This is a genomic window from Marinobacter changyiensis (assembly GCF_009193265.1).
GTDB classification, from domain to species: domain Bacteria; phylum Pseudomonadota; class Gammaproteobacteria; order Pseudomonadales; family Oleiphilaceae; genus Marinobacter; species Marinobacter changyiensis.
In genome coordinates this window covers 1-17893 of record NZ_VZZZ01000001.1, presented here as the reverse complement: position 1 = coordinate 17893, position 17893 = coordinate 1, and the positions used below count along the sequence as shown (strand labels likewise).

At 55.6% G+C, this 17893-nt stretch carries 20 protein-coding genes and 2 pseudogenes; 12 read left to right on the top strand and 10 right to left on the bottom strand.

The annotated features are described in order from the left end of the window. Positions 1-5 precede the first annotated feature (5 nt). The 4 genes from F6Y09_RS00100 to F6Y09_RS00085 are packed head-to-tail and all read left to right on the top strand — an operon-like array spanning position 6 to position 3722. A complete protein-coding gene (locus F6Y09_RS00100) occupies positions 6-797 on the top strand; it encodes an SDR family oxidoreductase (protein WP_152204913.1) in 792 nt (263 codons plus the stop codon). Beyond that, positions 794-1801 (top strand): Acg family FMN-binding oxidoreductase, encoded by a 1008-nt coding sequence (locus tag F6Y09_RS00095; RefSeq protein WP_218944073.1) that lies wholly within the window; start codon positions 794-796, stop codon positions 1799-1801. The genes F6Y09_RS00100 and F6Y09_RS00095 overlap by 4 nt, the downstream gene beginning before the upstream one ends. 42 nt (positions 1802-1843) lie before the next feature. Next, complete coding sequence (locus tag F6Y09_RS00090; RefSeq protein ID WP_246180232.1) at positions 1844-1990, top strand: hypothetical protein; 147 nt, start codon at positions 1844-1846, stop codon at positions 1988-1990. Between the two features lie 13 nt (positions 1991-2003). Then, positions 2004-3722: a BamA/TamA family outer membrane protein gene (locus F6Y09_RS00085; RefSeq protein WP_246180228.1), complete on the top strand. Its 1719-nt coding sequence runs from the start codon at positions 2004-2006 to the stop codon at positions 3720-3722. Between the two features lie 88 nt (positions 3723-3810). On the opposite strand, the gene gloA is transcribed toward F6Y09_RS00085, so the two are convergent. From gloA to F6Y09_RS00070, 3 genes are read right to left on the bottom strand one after another with little or no spacing between them, the layout of a single operon-like run. Continuing rightward, on the bottom strand, positions 3811-4344 hold the full coding sequence (gene gloA, locus F6Y09_RS00080) for a lactoylglutathione lyase (RefSeq protein WP_152204912.1): 534 nt from the start codon (positions 4342-4344) through the stop codon (positions 3811-3813). A gap of 43 nt (positions 4345-4387) precedes the next feature. After that, on the bottom strand, positions 4388-5971 hold the full coding sequence (locus tag F6Y09_RS00075) for a GMC family oxidoreductase (RefSeq protein ID WP_152204911.1): 1584 nt from the start codon (positions 5969-5971) through the stop codon (positions 4388-4390). A gap of 53 nt (positions 5972-6024) precedes the next feature. Further along, complete coding sequence (locus F6Y09_RS00070; protein WP_152204910.1) at positions 6025-6570, bottom strand: tat (twin-arginine translocation) pathway signal sequence; 546 nt, start codon at positions 6568-6570, stop codon at positions 6025-6027. Positions 6571-6780: 210 nt separating this feature from the next. Between F6Y09_RS00070 and F6Y09_RS00065 the strand changes: the two genes are divergently transcribed. Continuing rightward, on the top strand, positions 6781-7692 hold the full coding sequence (locus F6Y09_RS00065; protein ID WP_152204909.1) for a LysR family transcriptional regulator: 912 nt from the start codon (positions 6781-6783) through the stop codon (positions 7690-7692). A gap of 36 nt (positions 7693-7728) precedes the next feature. On the opposite strand, the gene F6Y09_RS20030 is transcribed toward F6Y09_RS00065, so the two are convergent. Next, positions 7729-7890: a hypothetical protein gene (locus F6Y09_RS20030; RefSeq protein ID WP_179959302.1), complete on the bottom strand. Its 162-nt coding sequence runs from the start codon at positions 7888-7890 to the stop codon at positions 7729-7731. A 249-nt stretch (positions 7891-8139) separates the two neighbouring features. On the opposite strand from F6Y09_RS20030, the gene F6Y09_RS00060 reads away from it, so the two are divergent. Beyond that, on the top strand, positions 8140-8823 hold the full coding sequence (locus F6Y09_RS00060) for an NAD(P)H-binding protein (protein ID WP_152204908.1): 684 nt from the start codon (positions 8140-8142) through the stop codon (positions 8821-8823). A gap of 61 nt (positions 8824-8884) precedes the next feature. On the opposite strand, the gene F6Y09_RS00055 is transcribed toward F6Y09_RS00060, so the two are convergent. Continuing rightward, on the bottom strand, positions 8885-9190 hold the full coding sequence (locus tag F6Y09_RS00055; RefSeq protein WP_152204907.1) for a hypothetical protein: 306 nt from the start codon (positions 9188-9190) through the stop codon (positions 8885-8887). 232 nt (positions 9191-9422) lie between these two features. On the opposite strand from F6Y09_RS00055, the gene F6Y09_RS00050 reads away from it, so the two are divergent. Both F6Y09_RS00050 and F6Y09_RS00045 read left to right on the top strand, forming a co-directional pair. Continuing rightward, complete coding sequence (locus F6Y09_RS00050) at positions 9423-9809, top strand: cupin domain-containing protein (protein ID WP_152204906.1); 387 nt, start codon at positions 9423-9425, stop codon at positions 9807-9809. Between the two features lie 261 nt (positions 9810-10070). Continuing rightward, the gene (locus F6Y09_RS00045) at positions 10071-10424 is read left to right on the top strand and encodes a helix-turn-helix transcriptional regulator (RefSeq protein ID WP_152204905.1); all 354 of its coding nucleotides are present in this window, start codon (positions 10071-10073) and stop codon (positions 10422-10424) included. Here the strand turns inward: F6Y09_RS00045 and F6Y09_RS20765 are convergent. The 4 genes and pseudogenes from F6Y09_RS20765 to F6Y09_RS00030 all read right to left on the bottom strand — a co-directional run. Then, a pseudogene (locus F6Y09_RS20765) lies at positions 10411-10560 on the bottom strand (beta-ketoacyl-ACP synthase I); the annotation flags it as partial. The gene F6Y09_RS00045 and the pseudogene F6Y09_RS20765 sit on opposite strands and share 14 nt — an antisense overlap. Continuing rightward, positions 10560-10718 (bottom strand): annotated as a pseudogene (locus F6Y09_RS20395) (beta-ketoacyl synthase N-terminal-like domain-containing protein); the annotation flags it as partial. The pseudogenes F6Y09_RS20765 and F6Y09_RS20395, both read right to left, overlap by 1 nt. 62 nt (positions 10719-10780) lie before the next feature. Then, positions 10781-11290, bottom strand: coding sequence for a bifunctional 3-hydroxydecanoyl-ACP dehydratase/trans-2-decenoyl-ACP isomerase (fabA, locus tag F6Y09_RS00035; RefSeq protein ID WP_152204904.1), 510 nt, complete (start codon positions 11288-11290; stop codon positions 10781-10783). 88 nt (positions 11291-11378) lie between these two features. Next, positions 11379-11570, bottom strand: a complete 192-nt coding sequence (locus F6Y09_RS00030; RefSeq protein ID WP_152204903.1) for a hypothetical protein — start codon at positions 11568-11570, stop codon at positions 11379-11381. Positions 11571-11786: 216 nt separating this feature from the next. Between F6Y09_RS00030 and F6Y09_RS00025 the strand changes: the two genes are divergently transcribed. Both F6Y09_RS00025 and F6Y09_RS00020 read left to right on the top strand, forming a co-directional pair. Beyond that, complete coding sequence (locus tag F6Y09_RS00025; protein ID WP_152204902.1) at positions 11787-13088, top strand: MgtC/SapB family protein; 1302 nt, start codon at positions 11787-11789, stop codon at positions 13086-13088. Between the two features lie 257 nt (positions 13089-13345). Beyond that, the gene (locus tag F6Y09_RS00020) at positions 13346-14344 is read left to right on the top strand and encodes a chemotaxis protein CheB (protein WP_152204901.1); all 999 of its coding nucleotides are present in this window, start codon (positions 13346-13348) and stop codon (positions 14342-14344) included. Positions 14345-14391: 47 nt separating this feature from the next. On the opposite strand, the gene F6Y09_RS00015 is transcribed toward F6Y09_RS00020, so the two are convergent. After that, positions 14392-14832 carry a universal stress protein gene (locus tag F6Y09_RS00015; protein WP_152204900.1) on the bottom strand — a complete coding sequence of 147 codons (441 nt, stop codon included), beginning with the start codon at positions 14830-14832 and terminating at the stop codon, positions 14392-14394. A gap of 581 nt (positions 14833-15413) precedes the next feature. Here F6Y09_RS00015 and F6Y09_RS00010 point away from each other — a divergent pair. Continuing rightward, positions 15414-17036, top strand: a complete 1623-nt coding sequence (locus tag F6Y09_RS00010) for an FAD-binding oxidoreductase (RefSeq protein ID WP_152204899.1) — start codon at positions 15414-15416, stop codon at positions 17034-17036. Positions 17037-17153: 117 nt separating this feature from the next. After that, a partial coding sequence (locus tag F6Y09_RS00005) for a PEP-CTERM/exosortase system-associated acyltransferase (RefSeq protein ID WP_152204898.1) occupies positions 17154-17893 on the top strand: 740 nt, incomplete at its 3' end.

Here is a 17893-nt window from a genome sequence, read left to right as displayed (position 1 = left end):
CTGTCATGACCGTACAAACTGTCTGGATTACCGGCGCCTCCGCCGGTATTGGCGAGGCACTTGCTGCTCGATTTGCGCAGGATAGTGCCCGAGTGGTGCTCTCTGCCCGGCGTAAGGACGAGCTGGAGCGCGTTGCCCGTCGCTGCCGTGAAGCAGGGCTTGCGGCTGATGAAGTATTGGTGTTGCCACTGGATGTGACAGACTGGGCGTCGTTGCCAGGGGCAGTCCAGACTGTGCTTGATACCTTCGGCAGCATTGATCTGCTGGTTAACAACGCCGGGGTTTCACAGCGCTCATTGTGCAAAGACACGGATATGGCGGTCTACCAGCAGCTGATGGATGTGGACGTGATGGGTCAGATTGCACTGACCAAAGCGGTACTGCCCCATATGCTGGAACGCGGGGCCGGACATCTAGCGGTGACTTCCAGTGTCGCCGGCAAGGTAGGCGTAGCCCTGAGAACGGGGTACTGTGCTGCCAAGCACGCGGTGATAGGGTTTTTCGATGCCCTGCGCGCGGAAGTGGAAGCGCAGGGCGTGCACGTTTCCACCATTACTCCGGGTTTTATACGCACCGATATTTCCCGCAACGCCCTCGCTGGTGATGGATCGGCTCATGGCGAGGAGGATAAGGAGATTGCTGGCGGTATGGATGTGAACGAATGCGCCGAGGTGATCTTCAAGGGCCTCCAGGCAAAGAAACGGGAGATTCCGGTAGGCAAGGGTAAGGAAATGGCTGCGCTCTGGATCAAGCGGGTTTCACCGGAGGCGCTGTACCGGATTACCAGGGCGAGATGAACTATTCGGACTATGCAACGAAGACGTGGCGTCACTTGGCGCTCGATAACGCAGCGCATGATTATTCAGCGCTCGTGCATTATGCGACGCTGGCGGCCTCCAGTCACAATACACAGCCCTGGATATTCAAACTGGAAACCAACCGGATCCGGATTCTTCCGGATCTGTCACGGCGCTGTCCGGCGGTGGATCCCGACGACCACCACCTGTATGCGAGCCTGGGCTGTGCCTCCGAGAATCTGTTGCTGGCGGCGGAAGCGGCGGGGCTAGCGGGCGACTGCGCCTATGACGACTCGACCTCGGGTGTGCAAATTGATTTCGAGGAAACGACCCCTTTCCGTTCGCCTTTGTTCGAGGCCATTCCCAAAAGACAGTGCAGCCGGGTCGAATACGATGGCTCGCGACTCTCTGCCGAGCAGTTGCAGCAGCTGGAGAGAGCCGGGCAGGGCGAGGGAGTCTCCATCATGCTGGTCACTGATGATGACCAGAAAGAACAGATAGCCCAGTTTGTGGCCGAGGGCAACACCGCCCAGTTTGGCGACGCTGCATGGGCCCGGGAGCTTAAGTCCTGGGTTCGCTTTAACGGGCGAGAGGCAGTGAGGAAAGGGGACGGTCTGTATGGACCGGTCATGGGTAATCCCGCCGTGCCCCGATGGCTGGGATTGTTGGCGATGCACTTCGGGTTCTCTGCGAAGAAGCAGAACCAGAAAGACTTCCGGCACATCCGGAGCTCCTCTGCCATTGCTATACTGGTGTCTGATATTGACGACAAACCTCACTGGATTGAAGCGGGTCGTTGCTATGAGCGACTCGCCCTGCAGGCAGCTGCGCTTGACCTGAGGACGGCCTTCATAAACCAGCCGGTTGAGGTGACCCCCTTGCGTGCGAAGTTTGCCCGTTTTTTGGGCATCGGGAATCGACGGCCGGATCTTGTAGTGAGAATTGGTCGTGGTGCTGAAACGCCACGATCCCTGCGGCGGCCGGTAGAGCAGGTTATTGATTAGGATCCGAACAATATCGTTCGCCAGACGAACAGAGGCTGACCAATGACAACAGACATCCGACATCTGGTGTGTCCCCACTGCCACAAAGTGAACCGTGTGCCCGACGACAGGCTGGCATCCGGGGGTAATTGTGGCGCCATGAATCAGGCGCAGATCAGTCAGTGGCTGCAGTCGCAAGGCATTCGATAGTCCGGGAGCAACCATGACCCCCACCATGGCTAGAGCCCCGGGGTGCACCCTTCTGTTTGCTGCTATAGCGTTCTCCGTCCCTGGTGTGGGGGCCGCGCCTGATGGCGCACAATGTGTAGCTAGCGAAGTTCAGCCAGAGTCGATTGACCTTGACCAGCCCCGGGACCAGTTGGCGCGCCAGAGTGATCTGTCAATTCCTGACGGCGCTCTTATCCGTAGTATCCGTATTATTCGCCAGCCCATTTTCGATATCAGCGATCCCGACCAGGACAACTTCCTGTTTCGCACCCTGAACACGCTCAATACGCCAACCTGGGAGTCGGCTTTGCGTGCCCAATTGGTGTTTAACGAGGGCGATGTATACCAGCCGGACGCAATTGCCGAATCCGAACGCATTCTCCGCCAGCGCGAGTACCTGACCGCCGCCTGGGTTGGCGTTACCCGTGTTTGCGGGAACGAAGTTGAGGTAAGTGTTCTGGCGCGGGACACCTGGACGCTACTACCGAGTGTCGGGGCCTCTCGGGCGGGTGGAGAGAACACCACCAACACCGGGTTGTCTGACCCGAATTTTCTGGGTTCCGGCAAAAGTGTGGGCATTTCCTACACCAAGGATGCCGATCGTAGCGGAACCGGTGTGTATTTCGATGATCCCAACGTTCTCGGTTCTCACTGGCAGACCGGATTTTTTTATGAAAATCGGAGCGATGGCCGTGGTCGTAGTGTCTACCTGGAACGCCCGTTCTTCAGCGAGCAATCAGACTGGCGCTTTGGGCTCAGTGGCGAAGAGGACGTCCGCGAACAATCACGTTACGTGGGTGCAGAGGCCATTGCCGACTATCGCCGCCGCCGGGAGTTCGCCAGTATCGATGTGGGGTGGCGGCTGGCAGAGCGCAACAATCGACAACTTCGACTACTGGCCGGCTACCGGTACGATGCCATGGATTTCGAACGTCTGCCGGATGAACCAGATCTGGACATACTGCCCACAGACAGGACTCTGAGTTATCCGTGGATCGGTTTTGACTACCGCGAGAATCAGTTCCGGGAGATGACGAATCTGACCCGCTTGCAGCGGATTGAGGATGTTCGGGGCGGGTTCGTGTGGCGCACGGAATTGGGTTACTCCTCACCTGGTCTTGGTGCCACCGAGGATCGTGTTGTGCTGAATATGGATTTCCAGAATGCACTTCTCGCCACCGAAACCAATTACGCCAGCTACAGCCTGAATCAGAGTGGCTCATGGCGGATTGATGAAAGCCGTTTCGAAAATCTTCTGGGTACGCTCACGCTGGAGTATTTCCATGGCGGCTCGGTGAACTGGACCAGTTGGTATACCAATCTCTCATACACCGTGGCCCACAATCAGACGGTAGACCAGCAGCTTCTGATCGGCGGTGATAACGGACTTCGTGGCTATCCCAGCGATTATCAGCAGGGCAACCGTATGGCACTCTGGACCCTGGAGCGCCGATACTTTCCGGACTGGCACCCTTTCAAGCTCTTTCGCCTGGGCGGCGTTCTGTTCATCGACGTGGGACGAGCCTGGTTCGACGACGGCCGCAACAATGGCCCGGATGACGGTGTACTGAAAGACGTGGGCTTCGGCCTGCGACTGGCTTCGAGCCGTATCGAGGTTCAGCGAATGCTGCATCTGGATTTTGCCTTCCCGCTGGATGGCGATGACAGCATAGATCAGCTACAGGTGCTCTTGCGGGGCCGAACGAGTTTTTAGCGGGACCATGCATGGCCAATACGGGAAGTGCACCGGGTGTCAGGCCGTTGAGGCTGGAGTGTGCCTCAACGGTATCTGGCAAGAGTGCCTAATCACCCAAGTGCCCCAATCGGGCGGCTTCTACAATTTCGATCCAGTAACCATCAACGTCTTTAATAAAGGCAACGTCGCGCATTTTCCCCTGCTCCGGACGCTTCACGTAGGTCACGTCGTTTGCGTCGAACCAGGCGATGGCGGTATCCAGATCGGGAACCGAGAAACAGATGTGCCCGAACCCCTGAGGTTGGGCGTTGCCATCGTGATAACTGAAGTCCTCCTGATGTTCCGTTCCCCAGTTGTGGGTGAACTCGAGAATCCCGGTCTGGCCGAAGGTCCAGACGGTTCGTTCGCTCTTGTCATCGGGTACGGTTTGGTCTGGCTGTACTTTCGTAAGAAAGTAGAGTGAGAATTGCATCTCTTCAAAATCAAGCCGGCGCAGTACTGTCATGCCCAGTACATGGGTGTAAAACGCCAGTGATTTTTCCGGGTCTTTGACGCGAAGCATTGTGTGGTTTAGGCGAAAGCCTGCTGATTCATTTGGGGGAGCTTTAACCCCGGGGTAGTTCTCACCGTTAAATCCCATGTGTCACTTCCTTTATTGATTGGTAGACGGATTCGGGAACGGATCAGACCGCTCCCTGCTTTATCATTTGTCCCATTTTCTCGGCCTGGCGCAGTGCCAGCGCCACAATCGTCAGCGTCGGGTTTTCCGCTGCAGAGGTAGTGAACTGACTGCCATCGGAGATGAACAGGTTGGGAATGTCGTGGGTCTGGCCAATACCATTGCACACCCCGTCCTGAGCACTTGCGCTCATGCGGCAGGTGCCAAGGTTGTGGGTGGAGGGGTATGGCGGTGTGCGAATGGTTTCCACTGCACCGGCCGCGTTGTAGATTGCTTCGCCCCGTTCGAACGCGTGCTCGCGCATGGCAATATCGTTGTCGTGGTCATCATAGTGAACGTTGGCCACCGGCATACCGAAGAGATCCCTGGCGTCGGTGTTCAGGGTGATGCGATTGGTCTCGCGGGGCATGTCTTCTCCCACCAGCCACATACCTGCCATGTGGTCATATTGGTCCATGGCGTGGGTGAACTCACGTCCCCAGGCCCCGGGATTCAGGAAGGCAGCCATAAACGGCAGGCCAAGAGAAAGCGTTTCCAGCTCGTAGCCTCCGACAAAGCCCCGGTCCGGATCATGATGGGCTTCGTCCTGAATGATGCCAGCCATAGTAGTACCGCGATACATATGGACCGGTTCTTCGAAGGTGGCGTACACCGACCCCGTCATGTGTCGCATGTAGTTCCTGCCGACCTGTCCGGAACTGTTGGCAAGGCCATCAGGAAACGTGCTGGAAGCCGAGTTCAACAGCAGGCGTGGCGTTTCGATAGAGTTACCGGCGACGGCAACCACCCGCGCTTTTTGGCGTTGCTCCTTGCCGTCCTTATCGAAATAAATCACCGCAGTGATGCGGCCCTCCTCGTTGTGTTCAATGCGGGCAACGTGGGACTCGGGCCGCAATTCCATATGCCCTGTTGCAATGCCCTCGGGCAGCTCAGTGTAGAGTGTTGACCATTTGGCGCCAAAACGGCAGCCCTGAAAGCAGAAGCCACGCTGCTGGCAGGCCAGTCGGCCATCGCGGGGCTGGCTGTTTATGGCCATATGGCCGGTATTACAGTTGTAGTCCAGCTTCTGCGCTCCGGCATGCATTACCTTGAAGTTGTTGTTGCCGGGTAAACCCCCGATGTCATTAGTGCGGGTGACCCCCATGCGGTCTTCAGCATTGGCATAGTAGGGCGTCAGTTCGTCGTAACTGATGGGCCAATCAAGCAGGTTGGCGCCCTTCACGGCCCCGTAGTTGGTGAGTGCTTTGAATTCGTGGGGCTGCAGCCTCAGGCTTGCACCCGCCCAATGGATGGTGGTTCCGCCCACTGCTTTAACAATCCAGGCGGGCAGGCCGGCGAAATCTTTCGCGAGGCGAAAACTGCCAGAGGTGGTGCGGGGGTCAAGCCAGGCGAGCTGGCCAAAGGATGCCCACTCATCGGCCAGGAAATCGGCTGTTGTGTGCAACGCGCCGGCTTCCAGAACCACGGTATTGATGCCCTGCTGAGCGAGACCATTTGCCAGAGTTCCGCCGCCGGCGCCAGATCCGATGACCACAACAACATTGTCGTCATCGTGGGAAAACGTCTTTTGATTTTCAGTCAGTGACATGGAGCTCTCCAGACTGCGTTTTTGTATGAGTTATTGGTGAGAGAGGCCTGAGTTCAGCCTGGTTTTACGCCGCTATCCGCGGGGCTCGGGGCTGGTAACCAGTCGAGGTCATCAAACCCGGCATTGAGATAGCCGCCGTCCCCAGCCGCGCCCTCATATCCGAAGTGCGCAAATGCCAGTTCATTGTTATAGAGTGAAACCACAGCAGTGCTGCGGATTGCTTCAAAAAACGGGGCTCCGGCTATTTCTTCCACGTAGCGGAATTGTTCACTGGCACTGAGTGAAGACCAGTCACCTCCGGCACGCTGGTTCAGGTCCTTCACGCCCTCCGTCAGCAAATTGTGTACAGCGTCGTCAGAAGCCGCTTTGTCCAGATCCTTCACAACAAACGCATAAACGGCATCTTCCAGTGTGTCGTGGGGGAAAATATGGCGGGTAACTTTCAGGATGGTTTCGCCCTCAGCGCTGGTCAGGTGGTTCAGGGGCATGGACCAGGCTCTTGAGGGAGCCAGCAGCGCGATTGCGCCATTGCTGAAAGCGAGCGTGCCTACGAGAAAATTGCGACTGTTTCTGAGAAAATTCCTACGGGACAATGACATGTACACTCCCTCCAGCTTACGACAGCCTCGTTGCACGCAATGGCTGGCCGCCGAAGCTCTGGTTTGTTGTTGTGATTATGATGTTTCGCTATGGAGTGATTTCAGAGTAGACAGGGAAGAGCAGAGTCTGGTAGGAAAGATTCTGGCTTTCTTAATTCCATAAAATGGAACACTGGCCCGTTAGTGTTGGTCCATGTTTGAGGGGTTACCATGCACGACCGTCTCCGGCTGCTGAAGATTTTTACTACAGCAGCTCACGCCAGTAGTTTTCGGGACGCCGCTTTCCAGCTTGGAACTTCGCCACAAACCATAAGCCGGGCAGTGAAAGAGCTTGAGGATCAGCTTGGCGAGTTACTTTTTCACCGAAGCACCCGGCAGATTCAGATTACGCAGTTTGGTGCGCAATTCCTGCAAGAGTCGAGCAGTCTGATTTCGGAGCTGGAGTTGCTGTTCGAACACTCAAGGACTTCCGAAACTGAGCGCTACGCAGGCCGAGTCGGTATAACGGCGCCTCACTCGGTAGGCCGCCGCTACGTCCTACCCTTGCTCGGCCCGCTCATTCGTGAAGCGCCAGAATGTCTGATTGATCTTCGGCTGGAAGATGAAGTGACAGATACCGTGGGTGCGCAGATTGACATCGGCATTCGGGTTGGTGCACTGCGAGATAACCGTTTTGTCGCCCGTGAGGCAGCTCGGGTGCCTTTGATGGTGGTAGCAACACCGAAGTTGATCAGGCAGGTCGGTGAACCTTTGCAAATTATGGATTTGATCCAGAGGCCGGTATCCGGTCGGGTAGATCGAAATTTCGGGAGGATCTGGCCGTGGCGGTTCAATGGCTTCACTCACACGCCTCCGTCGCCGCGGTTCGTCTCCGATGATCCTGAGGCGGAACTGCAAGCTGTGCTCAACGGTTGGGTGTTTGGCCAGATTGCTGCTTTTTTGGTCATCCCCTACATCAGGGAGGGATTGCTCATTCCTGTATTGCGCCAGTTTGAGCCACCGCCGCTACCCCTTTATGTTTATCGGCCCCAAAGAGGACCTGTTCCACCTCGAGTCAGAAAGGTCTTCGACACTCTGGCGGACAGCTTTGCCGACGAGAAGTGGTTTCCGTCCCGCATCTAGGAAAACGGAATGCCACTATGTCTTGGCCCGCCGCCGTCACCGAATCTCGATAAAGGGCAACCATCGCGCCGAGGCCTCCACTTCGCCAATATCGAACTCTCCGTATGGCGGTACCGACAGTTCATCAGGTGGCCCCGCAATGTAGTTGAGGTCAACCGCCTTTGTCTTGCCACGAATCAGCCCGTCTTCCACCGCCATGTCGTAGTAAATTCCGTTTTAAAGATTGGCGCCAAATGCATTCAGGGCTTTGAACATGAACAACAAATCATGTTCAAGCCAGCGCAGATTCGAGGCGGACACTGTTTTGGGGTGTTCGTAAGGGGAGGGGATAGAGCACCAGACCTCTTTGCCCTCGAGACACTTCATTTCCTTCAGCGCATGCAGGCACAGCGCGTTCAACGATGGCGTGCTGTATAAAGTGAGAGAGAACAAGCAGCGGAGAATCCAATGAAAGTAATGGTCCTTGGTGCCACGGGTTTGACGGGTAATCTGGTACTGGAGAACTTGCTGGCCAGATCGGAAGTGGGCTCTGTGGTAGTGCCGGTGCGGCGATGGCTGGCGCCGGATGAACCGAAGCTGGAGCAGCATGTGATCGACTTTGACAACATGGACGCCCATGCCGAGATATTCGATGTTGACGCCCTGGTCTGCTGTATCGGAACGACGATCAGCAAGGCGGGTTCCAGGGCGGCCTTTCGCAAGGTGGATTACGATTACGCACTGACAGCCGCCAGGCTGGCCAGAAACACTGGTGCCAGGGCGCTGATTCTGATGTCTGCCGTGGGCGCATCCACAACCTCGAAGGTGTTCTATAGCCGGGTAAAAGGGGAACTGGAAGACGCGGTGCGGGCGCTGAATTTCCCATATCTGTCGATTTATCATCCCAGCCTGTTGCTCGGCAATCGGCAGGAGCAACGCCCGGCGGAATCATTAGGCATGGCGCTTATGCCGGTAGCCAATCATGGGTTGATCGGGCCACTGCGCAAATACCGGGCGATCGAAGCCTCGACGGTGGCAGCCGCCATGGTGAATGAACTCGTTATGCTGGGGGAAAATGCGGCCCCCGGCCCCGTTGTGAAGATTCGGGAATACACGGATATCCTGCGCATCGCCAAAATGGCGACGGTGTGATGAGGCGGGCGTGATCCCCCGGGCAGCCGATTAAGTCTGACCAATCAGGATTGCGATGGGGTCAAAGAAAACCAATCCACCGCCCTGCAAAAACAGCGGCCACCCAGGCGACCAGGGAAATTGCCGCTGCTGCTTTTACCCGGCCCGGCACGGGTCTGTCATCAAGCGCGACTTGCCACCCGGGTGACAAGCGAAGCAGGATGGTATTGAGCACTCCGGCGGCCACGATGGTCAGTTTGACGAGAAAGGCGGGGTTGGCCAGATAATGGGCGGCTTGTACGCTGAACAGCAAGAGTCCTGTCAGTATCGCACTCGCCAGGCCAGAGGCTGCCACCTGAATGGATGGCACCGCTGCGCTGACTGCCATGTTTTCTGAGTGTAGTTCAAGTGCGAACGAGCAGAGAAATTGCTGCGATACCAGGTGCAGTAATCGCGTACCTCGCCAATTAACAGGGATACGAATCCCTGTGGCCCAAGGCTTCGGGAATCAATTCTATTATCCTGCCTCATCAGTCAACTCATCAGGCAACTCATCCGCAGCTCAACTGCACTTCTGTGTGGGCCACGTGGCCCGGTACCTCGGATAAGGAGGACACATTATGCGTACAGCGAAAGAAGATATTCCTGTCCAGATTGATGTACCCGGAGCCGTTGCCAGACAGCAAAAGAATTTTGGCGATGTGACGGGGTTCGGGAAGATGGGCGCTGAGTATTTCTCATTTGGCGGCGGTACCGATATCACCGACTTGTTGCACGGGCTGGAAGGGGATAGTTGCCAGAGCCCACACTGGGGTTACGTCGTAAAAGGTGCGATTACAGCGCTATATTCTGATCATACCGAGGAAACCTCCAGGGCGGGAGACATGTTCTGCTGGCCTCCGGGACACAGCGTTCGGGCTGAAGAGGATACCGACACTGTAATATTCAGTCCTCAACATGGACATGGTCTGGTGCTGGATCACATCAAGCAACAACTCAGCAGTTAACCCATCCAAGGTTTAAGGGGCTTTTGCCTTCGTTGCAAAAGTCCCCAATTAAATTTCGGCTGCCATCTGCTTTATCCTTTTTCCGGACGCCCCTATTTGATCGTCGACACCGCGGAAGCCCTCCATACTCTTGGCAAGCCACGAACGCAGCTGCAAATTGACCAGTCTCAAGGACGGAGACTCCTGATTAAGCTAACATGTGTACGCTGAATGAGTTAGGTGGCAAGATGACATTATTGAACGTTTGTATCGGGGGATCAGATGAGTTCAGGATCGTTGGGCCAGCGAGTGGCGGCGCTCATTACCAGCCAGCTGGAATCGGGGCGGGTAAAGGTCGAGTCGATCTCGTCCGAGCTGTGCATGAGTCGCTACACACTTCATAAACGCCTCAAGGTAGAAAACCAGACCTTTGCCGGGCTGTTGCAGGAGGTCCGGCGCAAGTTGGCGCTGACCTACATTCAGGACCGCGACCGGCCGCTGGTTGAGGTGGCGGAGATGCTTGGGTTCTCGGAACTCAGTGCGTTCAGCCGTGCCTTCAAGCGCTGGATGGGGCAGTCACCAGCCGCCTTCCGGTCGGCTAGGCTGCCCCTCCCCGGGTTGGTTAAATCTTTCTGAACACCAGGCTGGCGTTGGTGCCACCAAAGCCGAAGCTGTTACTCATGACCAAGGGCAGCGACACGTTGTCCTTCCGCTCGTGAACAATGGGAAAGCCCTCTGCGCCGGGATCCAGGTTCGCTATGTTGGCGGAGCCATGGCATCGAACAGCAAACTGAGGGTCCAGTGGAGATCTTCGCCGCCGCCGGCAAACATCGTGTCCTGGCGCCCCCAGACAATGAGGTCGGCGGCTTGGCCGATGGCGTGAGCACCAGTAGCGCAGGCAGAAGTGATGCCATAGTTGACGCCGGTAATTCCGACGCGCCGCATATCAAAAGCTCCTGTTCAGTTGCTCACTGCTCCTTGTCCACACTGGATTAGAAATCATCGGTGGACTCAAATAGGCCGACACGCAGGTCCTTGGCGGTGTAGATCTCACGGCCATCCACTTCCATGCGGCCATCGGCGATGGCCATGGTCAGCTTGCGCCGGATGACGCGCTTGATGTCCAGGTGGTAACGCACCAGTTTGTTGTGGGGCAGCACCTGGCCGAAAAATTTCACTTCCCCCGCGCCCAGGGCACGGCCCTTGTGTTTGCCCCCGCCCCAGGCCAGATAGAAGCCAACCAGTTGCCAGAGCGCGTCCAGGCCCAGACAGCCAGGCATCACCGGGTCACCCTCGAAGTGGCAGCGGAAAAACCAGAGGTCGGGGTGGATGTCCAGCTCGGCGATCAGACTGCCTTTGCCATAAAGGCCGTCGCTGTCGTTGATGTGGGTAATGCGGTCGAGCATCAGCATCTGGTCAAGGGGTAGTCGTGTCGCCCCCGGAAAGAGTCGGCCGTGGCCGCATTCGATCAGTGCTTCTTTATCAAAATGGTCCGGTTGCATGGCGTTTCGTCTCTTTTGAGAAGTCTATTACATCATCTTAGCCCGAATGTGTGTGGACGCTATTGACCTCTGGTTGATGTTATTTCGCTCAATCTGTACTGGCGATTGCGGCGGTTTCTGCATCAAAGCTGGTCTCGAGCCTCCAGATAATGATCTGTACCAGCGTCGCCCACAAAGGCGGGGTGCCCAAACGCAGGAATAAGCGCCCAAGATCGGGATCAATCTTCGCCAGCTGTTCGGCACCAACGCTGAGGGTTTTCGGAGTCAGGGGTTGGTGCATAACAGTCTCCCGGTTTGCGAATGGCATTCCGAGCACTGCCTAAGGCTTTCTGCAACCTCATCGAGAGGTAGTGTTCCGTCCTGAATGCCGCGATCCAAGCTGCCTGAAAAGCTTATCAAGGCAACACTTGAGGGACATCATAAAGACGGATGGCTCTTTCATTTATTATCTATTAACTGTTTAAACGTATTTCCCTTTGCCCAAAAGACCACGTCTATGCCCGACTTTGCCGCCAACCCTCTGCTGGACAGTCACCCGGACCTGGCCGGCCTTGCAGTGGCCCTGCTGCTGGGTTTGCTGATCGGCATCCAGCGTGGCTGGAGCCAGCGCGAGCGCTCTGCCGGCGAGCGTGTCGCCGGTATTCGCACCTATACTCTCACCGGCCTGCTCGGTGGCCTGTCGATGTTGCTGGCCCGGACCATGGGCGAGTGGCTGTTGGCGGTCGTGCTGCTGTGTCTGACTATTGTTGCGGTCAATGGTTATCGGCTGCGGGCGGCTCAGGATCAGAATGTCAGCATTACCGGTGCCATCAGCCTGCTGCTGACCTTTACCTTCGGCGCCCTGGCCATGCAGGGGCATGTGGCCCTGGCCGCAGGTTCGGCCGTGGTTACCGCGATCATTCTCGACAACAAGGCCGAGATCCATCGCCTGTTGACCCTGCTGGAAGAAAAAGAGCTCGATGCCGCCCTTAAACTGCTGCTGATCAGTGTGGTGATGCTGCCTAACCTGCCCAACCAGGACTTTGGGCCCGGCGGCGTGCTCAATCCCTACGAAATCTGGTGGATGGTCGTGCTGATCGCCTCGATCTCCTTTGTTGGCCACTTCGCCATGCGCATCGGCGGCGCCCGCAAAGGAATTGTGTTTACCGGGTTGTTTGCCGGACTCAGTTCCTCCACCGCACTGACCCTCCATTACGCCCGGCTGTCGCGGGAGATGCCCGAACTGACGCCACTGCTAGCCACCGGCATCATGCTGGCCTGGGGCACCATGTTCCCGCGCATCCTTCTGGTCAGCGCCATCATTCACCCGCCTTTGGCCTGGCTGCTGGGGCCGCCGTTGCTGGTGGCGGTCGTCATTCTTTACGGGCTGTCCTGGCGCCAGTGGCGCAAACACACGAATCTGGCTGACGGCAACGATTTCAGCCCCCACAAGCGGCCTAACCCCTTGGACCTGAAAGCGGCGCTGCTGATGGGCCTGGTGTTGACACTGGTGCTGGTGCTGGCGGAATTGCTGCGATCCTGGCTGGGGGATACTGGCATCTATCTGCTGGCCGCGGCCACCGGGATTACAGATGTGGATCCCATCACCCTTTCCTTTGCGCGCATGGCAGGTACGGGGTCAGAGGGCGAGCTGGGCTTGCAGGTGGCCACTTACGGCATCCTGATTGCAGCAGTGGTAAACAGTCTGGTGAAGGCGGGCATGGCGTCGGTTATCGGCGAAGGGTTGGGCCGCTATCTGGTTGTGCCTTTGGGATTGGCGGTGGTTGGGGCGGTAGTGACAGCGTGGCTAATGAATTGACGTTGTAATGCATCGCCCTTGAGAAACAAAATCTGTCTCGCTCCTGCGCTTTTGTAATCCGTTGCCTATAAGGCTTACCAGGCTCCTACAAGAATGTGGTTAAAGTTGGCTCAGTGATCGCGCAAGAGTGATCTGCCCTGATTCTTGCTTTTGTGAATGCGGAGGCGGATGCTCAGGGCTATATTAAGCCTGACTCATTGATTCATCCGTGGTCTCAAACCCGGCTTTTAGAACCCGCTCCATCGATGGAGGTGGCGATGCAGGAAAACAGAAATTCAATGCTCATTGTCATTGGAGCGTCCGCCGGTGGCATGGCAGCATTAAAGGAGTTCGTAGCGCAAATTCCGAAGCATTTTCCGGCACCCATTTTTATAGTCAACCACATGGGTGCGCATACTACCGGAGATGCGTTAGTCAAAGTTTTAAATGAGAGTGGCAGTCTTACGTGTGTACAAGCGCACGATAAACAAGCATTCAAAAACGGACATATTTATCTGGCGCCATCAGATCAACACATGCTGATTGTGAAAGGAAAGATCCTCGTCACCAAAGGTGCCAGGGAAAACCGTTCCCGGCCAGCTATTGACCCCTTGTTTCGTTCTGCAGCAGTGGCCTATGGCAACCGGGTAATAGGAATTATCCTCACAGGATACCTGGATGATGGCACCAGTGGCATGATGGCTATCAAAAGATGCGGAGGAGTCTGCATCGCACAAGATCCTGAGGAAGCGTCTTATCCGGACATGTCGCAATCGGTAATAGCGAATGTTGGCGCCGATTATTGCTTGCCAATAGCCGAGATGGGGGCGTTGCTATCCGATCTCGTAAGGAGACAACTACCGGAGAACGAGCAGCCTCCGGAAGACATAGTGATCGAGGCAAAGATTGCACAGCGGGTTTTAAGCGATTTGCCTTCTGTCGAGGCGCTCGGCGAGCAGGTGCCGTATAATTGTCCGGACTGTGGTGGGGTGTTGTGGAAAGTGGCGGAAGAGGAACTTCTGAGGTATCGCTGTCATACCGGCCATGCGTTTACCTCCTCAGCGTTGCTTGCTCAACAAACTGAAAAGCTCGAAGAAACTCTCTGGGTTGCGCTGAGAATGTTTGAAGAGCGCCAGAACCTACTCGTAACCATGAGTAAAATTGAAAGCAAAAAATCTGCCTCATCAATCTCCTTGCGGGCTAAAGATTCTCAAGTCCACATTGACCGCATTCGTGCCATGTTAAAGGCTACCGACACAGACGATCACGGAGCATGAGCCTGGCGCTTCTGGCATCCTGACCTGATCCCGCAGCAGGGCCGCTGTTATGCGCTTACAACGGTAATCGGCCCGGTGGCGTGCCTGACGACCTTTTCGCTGATGCTGCCCAGAGTCAGGCTGCGCACCATCGAATGGCCGCGCCTTCCCAAAACCAGATGAATGCCCGGATTGGCTTGCAGATACTCGATGATTTCGTGGGCCGGTTCACCTTTGAGCAGAATTTCTTCGGTTGGATCGGCTTGCCCTCTCACGGCCTCTTTCACGGCATCGAACACTTTGCGCCCAAAATCCTTTTGCTCTTCCTCAAGATCACTGGGCCATACGCCGCTGATGACCATCCTCTCTACCTTTGAGCCTGGGAATACGGTTAACAGCTTGAGCGGGTGACCGGTGGCTTTTGACAGTTCGGCTGCCATTTTTGCTGCGTGTAACGATTCCTCTGAACCGTCGCAAGCGACAACGATGCTCGAAGTAACATTGGCCATGATACGCTCTCTCTTCCTATGGAATGTATTACTAATCTAACATTGATGCGTATACCGTAGGGTTGACTCACGTCATACCGGCGAATGGTTTATGAGTCTGGAAAATGAGGGATAACGATTAAGTGCAGGCCATTTTTTTCGAGAAACGAGGACAGGCTTATTTTGAAGCCTGCAAACGCTCTTGTGGCCTCTGCTCCAAAGACTGGACCGACTTCGATCGCCGACAGCACCGCAGTCATCACAGCCAATAAGATTGAAATGCACTATTTTTCAGTTACTTATGCAATAACAGGTCATCAAAAATACATTAGTTTACTCGTTTTAACAATACAGAACTTAACCCAAGTTAAGTTGTTTTAATAAATAAACCTCCAGCGTATTATTGTTACTTAACTCCAACTGTTTGTTTCCATATTAATTACTTGATAAAAATTATTTTCAAAGTCGTAATGCTACGACATGTTTTGCCATCCTTATCTCGTCTATACTCTTCCAACCACTGATTATCAGTGCGCTTGCGAACATTAATCGAACATTAATCGAACTTTTATAGAAATCATCGATCGACCGTGGAAAAGCCAGTGAACAGCACCTTTACTCAATCTGCAATTGCCGAGTGGGTCACTCTCCTGGGTGAAGCCGGCGTCGTCGCGGCCAGTGCTGAAGACTTTGGCGCCTCCACAACAGGAACGAAGCGATCGATTCCCGCGGTGCTTCGCCCAGTGAACCGGGAGCAGGTCGCAGCGGTTCTCCAGATCGCCCAGCGCTGGCACGTCGCCGTCTACCCCGTGAGCACAGGCAATAACTGGGGCTATGGTAGCGCCAACCCTGTTGAAGACGGCTGCGTCATCCTTGATCTTAGCCAACTCGACCGTATTTCCGATTTTGATCCCGAAATGGGTGTTGTCACTGTTGAGCCCGGTGTCACCCAGGGCGCTCTCAGGGACTTCCTTGATAGTCATGAAGGCAATTACCTTGTTCCGGTGACTGGCGCGGGCCCTACCTGCAGCATTATGGGTAATGCGCTTGAGCGGGGTTACGGCATCACGCCGATAACTGACCATTTTGCGGCGGTAACAAAGATAGAAGCGATCTTGCCCGATGGCAGCCTTTACCAGACGCCGCTTAGCGAACTTGGTGCTGCGGAAGTAGACGGGCTTTTCAAATGGGGCCTCGGCCCTTATCTCGACGGGCTTTTCAGCCAAGGGAACTTCGGCGTGGTCGTGAAGATGACCATTGTCCTTGCGCCAGTTCCCGAAACCGTGACCGCATTTTTCTTTTCCACAAAAAACGACGCCAATCTGGAAGCGCTGGTGCCAACCGTCAGGGCTGTGTTACGAGCGCTCGGCGGTTCGGTTGTGGCGGTTAACCTGCTCAACAGCCAACGCATGCTCTCGATGATGACGCCTTTCCCTGAAGACAAAGCCGTTGACGGTGTTCTGCCTGCTCACGAAATCGCAAGTCTCGCCAACAATCATGGCGTTTCAGCGTGGAGCGGGGTCGGCGCGATTTACGCGTCAAAGGAGGTGGCCCGAGCGGCCCGACGCACGTTACGGCGGCTTCTCGGCCCAGTGACTGACCGTCTCGTCTTTATCAACCGGCGAAAAGTTGGCCTGGCGAGGAACATTGCCCGCGTGCTGCCCGATAGGCTTGCTACACGGGTCAAGGGCATGGCGGATACGCTTTCGGGGGCACTGCAAATCATGCACGGCACCCCTAATGACGTCGCGTTGGCGCTGGCATATTGGCGCTCAGGGACTCAGCCAGAACCCGGGCAACCCAAGAACCCCGCACGCGATGGCTGTGGGCTCATATGGTTCGCGCCGCTGGTTCCGATACGGGGAAAAGACGTTCGCAGCTATATCAATATGATTGAAAGAATTTGCCCACAGTACGGTGTCAATCCGCTCATTACATTGACGACGGTAAATGATCGCTGTTTCGACTCTACCGTTCCCTTGCTTTTTGATCGCAGGGACGCGGATGCGACAGCGCGGGCCAACGATTGTTATCGCGCACTGTGCGAGGCGGGGCAAAAGGAAGGCTTTCTGCCTTACCGCCTCAACATTGACGCGATGGGTATTCTGAATACCGGTGGCTCTGCTTTCTCCAGGCTTGCCAGCCAACTGAAAGCTGCAGTCGACCCAAATTTTATCCTGGCGCCCGGACGTTACGTGCCCAGGATCAAGCATTCCGAGGTCTGATGAGCTGTAACCTCGATGCACCCGTAGTACTCCGTCAAATGGAATCAAGACGGCGCTTTTTTCACTGCGACTATCGCCATAACAGCTCCCTGATCGGGAAAGAATGAGGACCAAAAAATGAAAACAGGGTTTGCAACTCAAGATGAAATAAAAAACACAAAAAACCAAGAAGCTCACGAAGACGTCAGTACCATTTTTAACTCGGCATTCAGCGTCCAGTTGGCGACATCTCCAGAGGTGATTAACGAAGTATTCGAAGTTCGGTATCAAGTTTATTGCATCGACCGGCCTTTTGAAGACCCCAATTGCTTCGCCGATAAACGCGAGCACGACGCATACGACCCGCGATCCGCCCACGCGCTGATCCGGCACCGAAGGACGGGAGAGAGCGTCGCCGCCGTTCGTCTCGTTATGGCGGGCGACAACCCCGTGCAGGCCGATTTTCCCATGGAAAGCCCCTGTCTCCATCGGATGGACCAGCATGCGCGGGACGCTTTTGCAGGCGCACGCCGCGAGCAGGTAGCAGAGATATCCAGGATGGCGGTTAGCCGGGAATTTCGGCGGCGTCTTAACGAGGACAAATCAGCTTCTGGCATCAGCGATTTGGTCTGTTACAGCGATTCGGAAAATGGCAAACGCGCCATGCCCTATATCAGTCTGGGGATTTTCGCCGCTATTCTTCAGATGTCTGTCAAACATGGTATAACGCACTGGATGGCGGTCATGGAGCCAGCTCTGCTGCGTGTTCTAAAGAAATTTGGTGTGGAGTTTGATCATGTGGGGCCTGTGATGGAGTATCACGGTCGTCGCCGTCCTGCTTTCACTGAAGCTGCGTCACTGATCGAAGGCATCAGAAA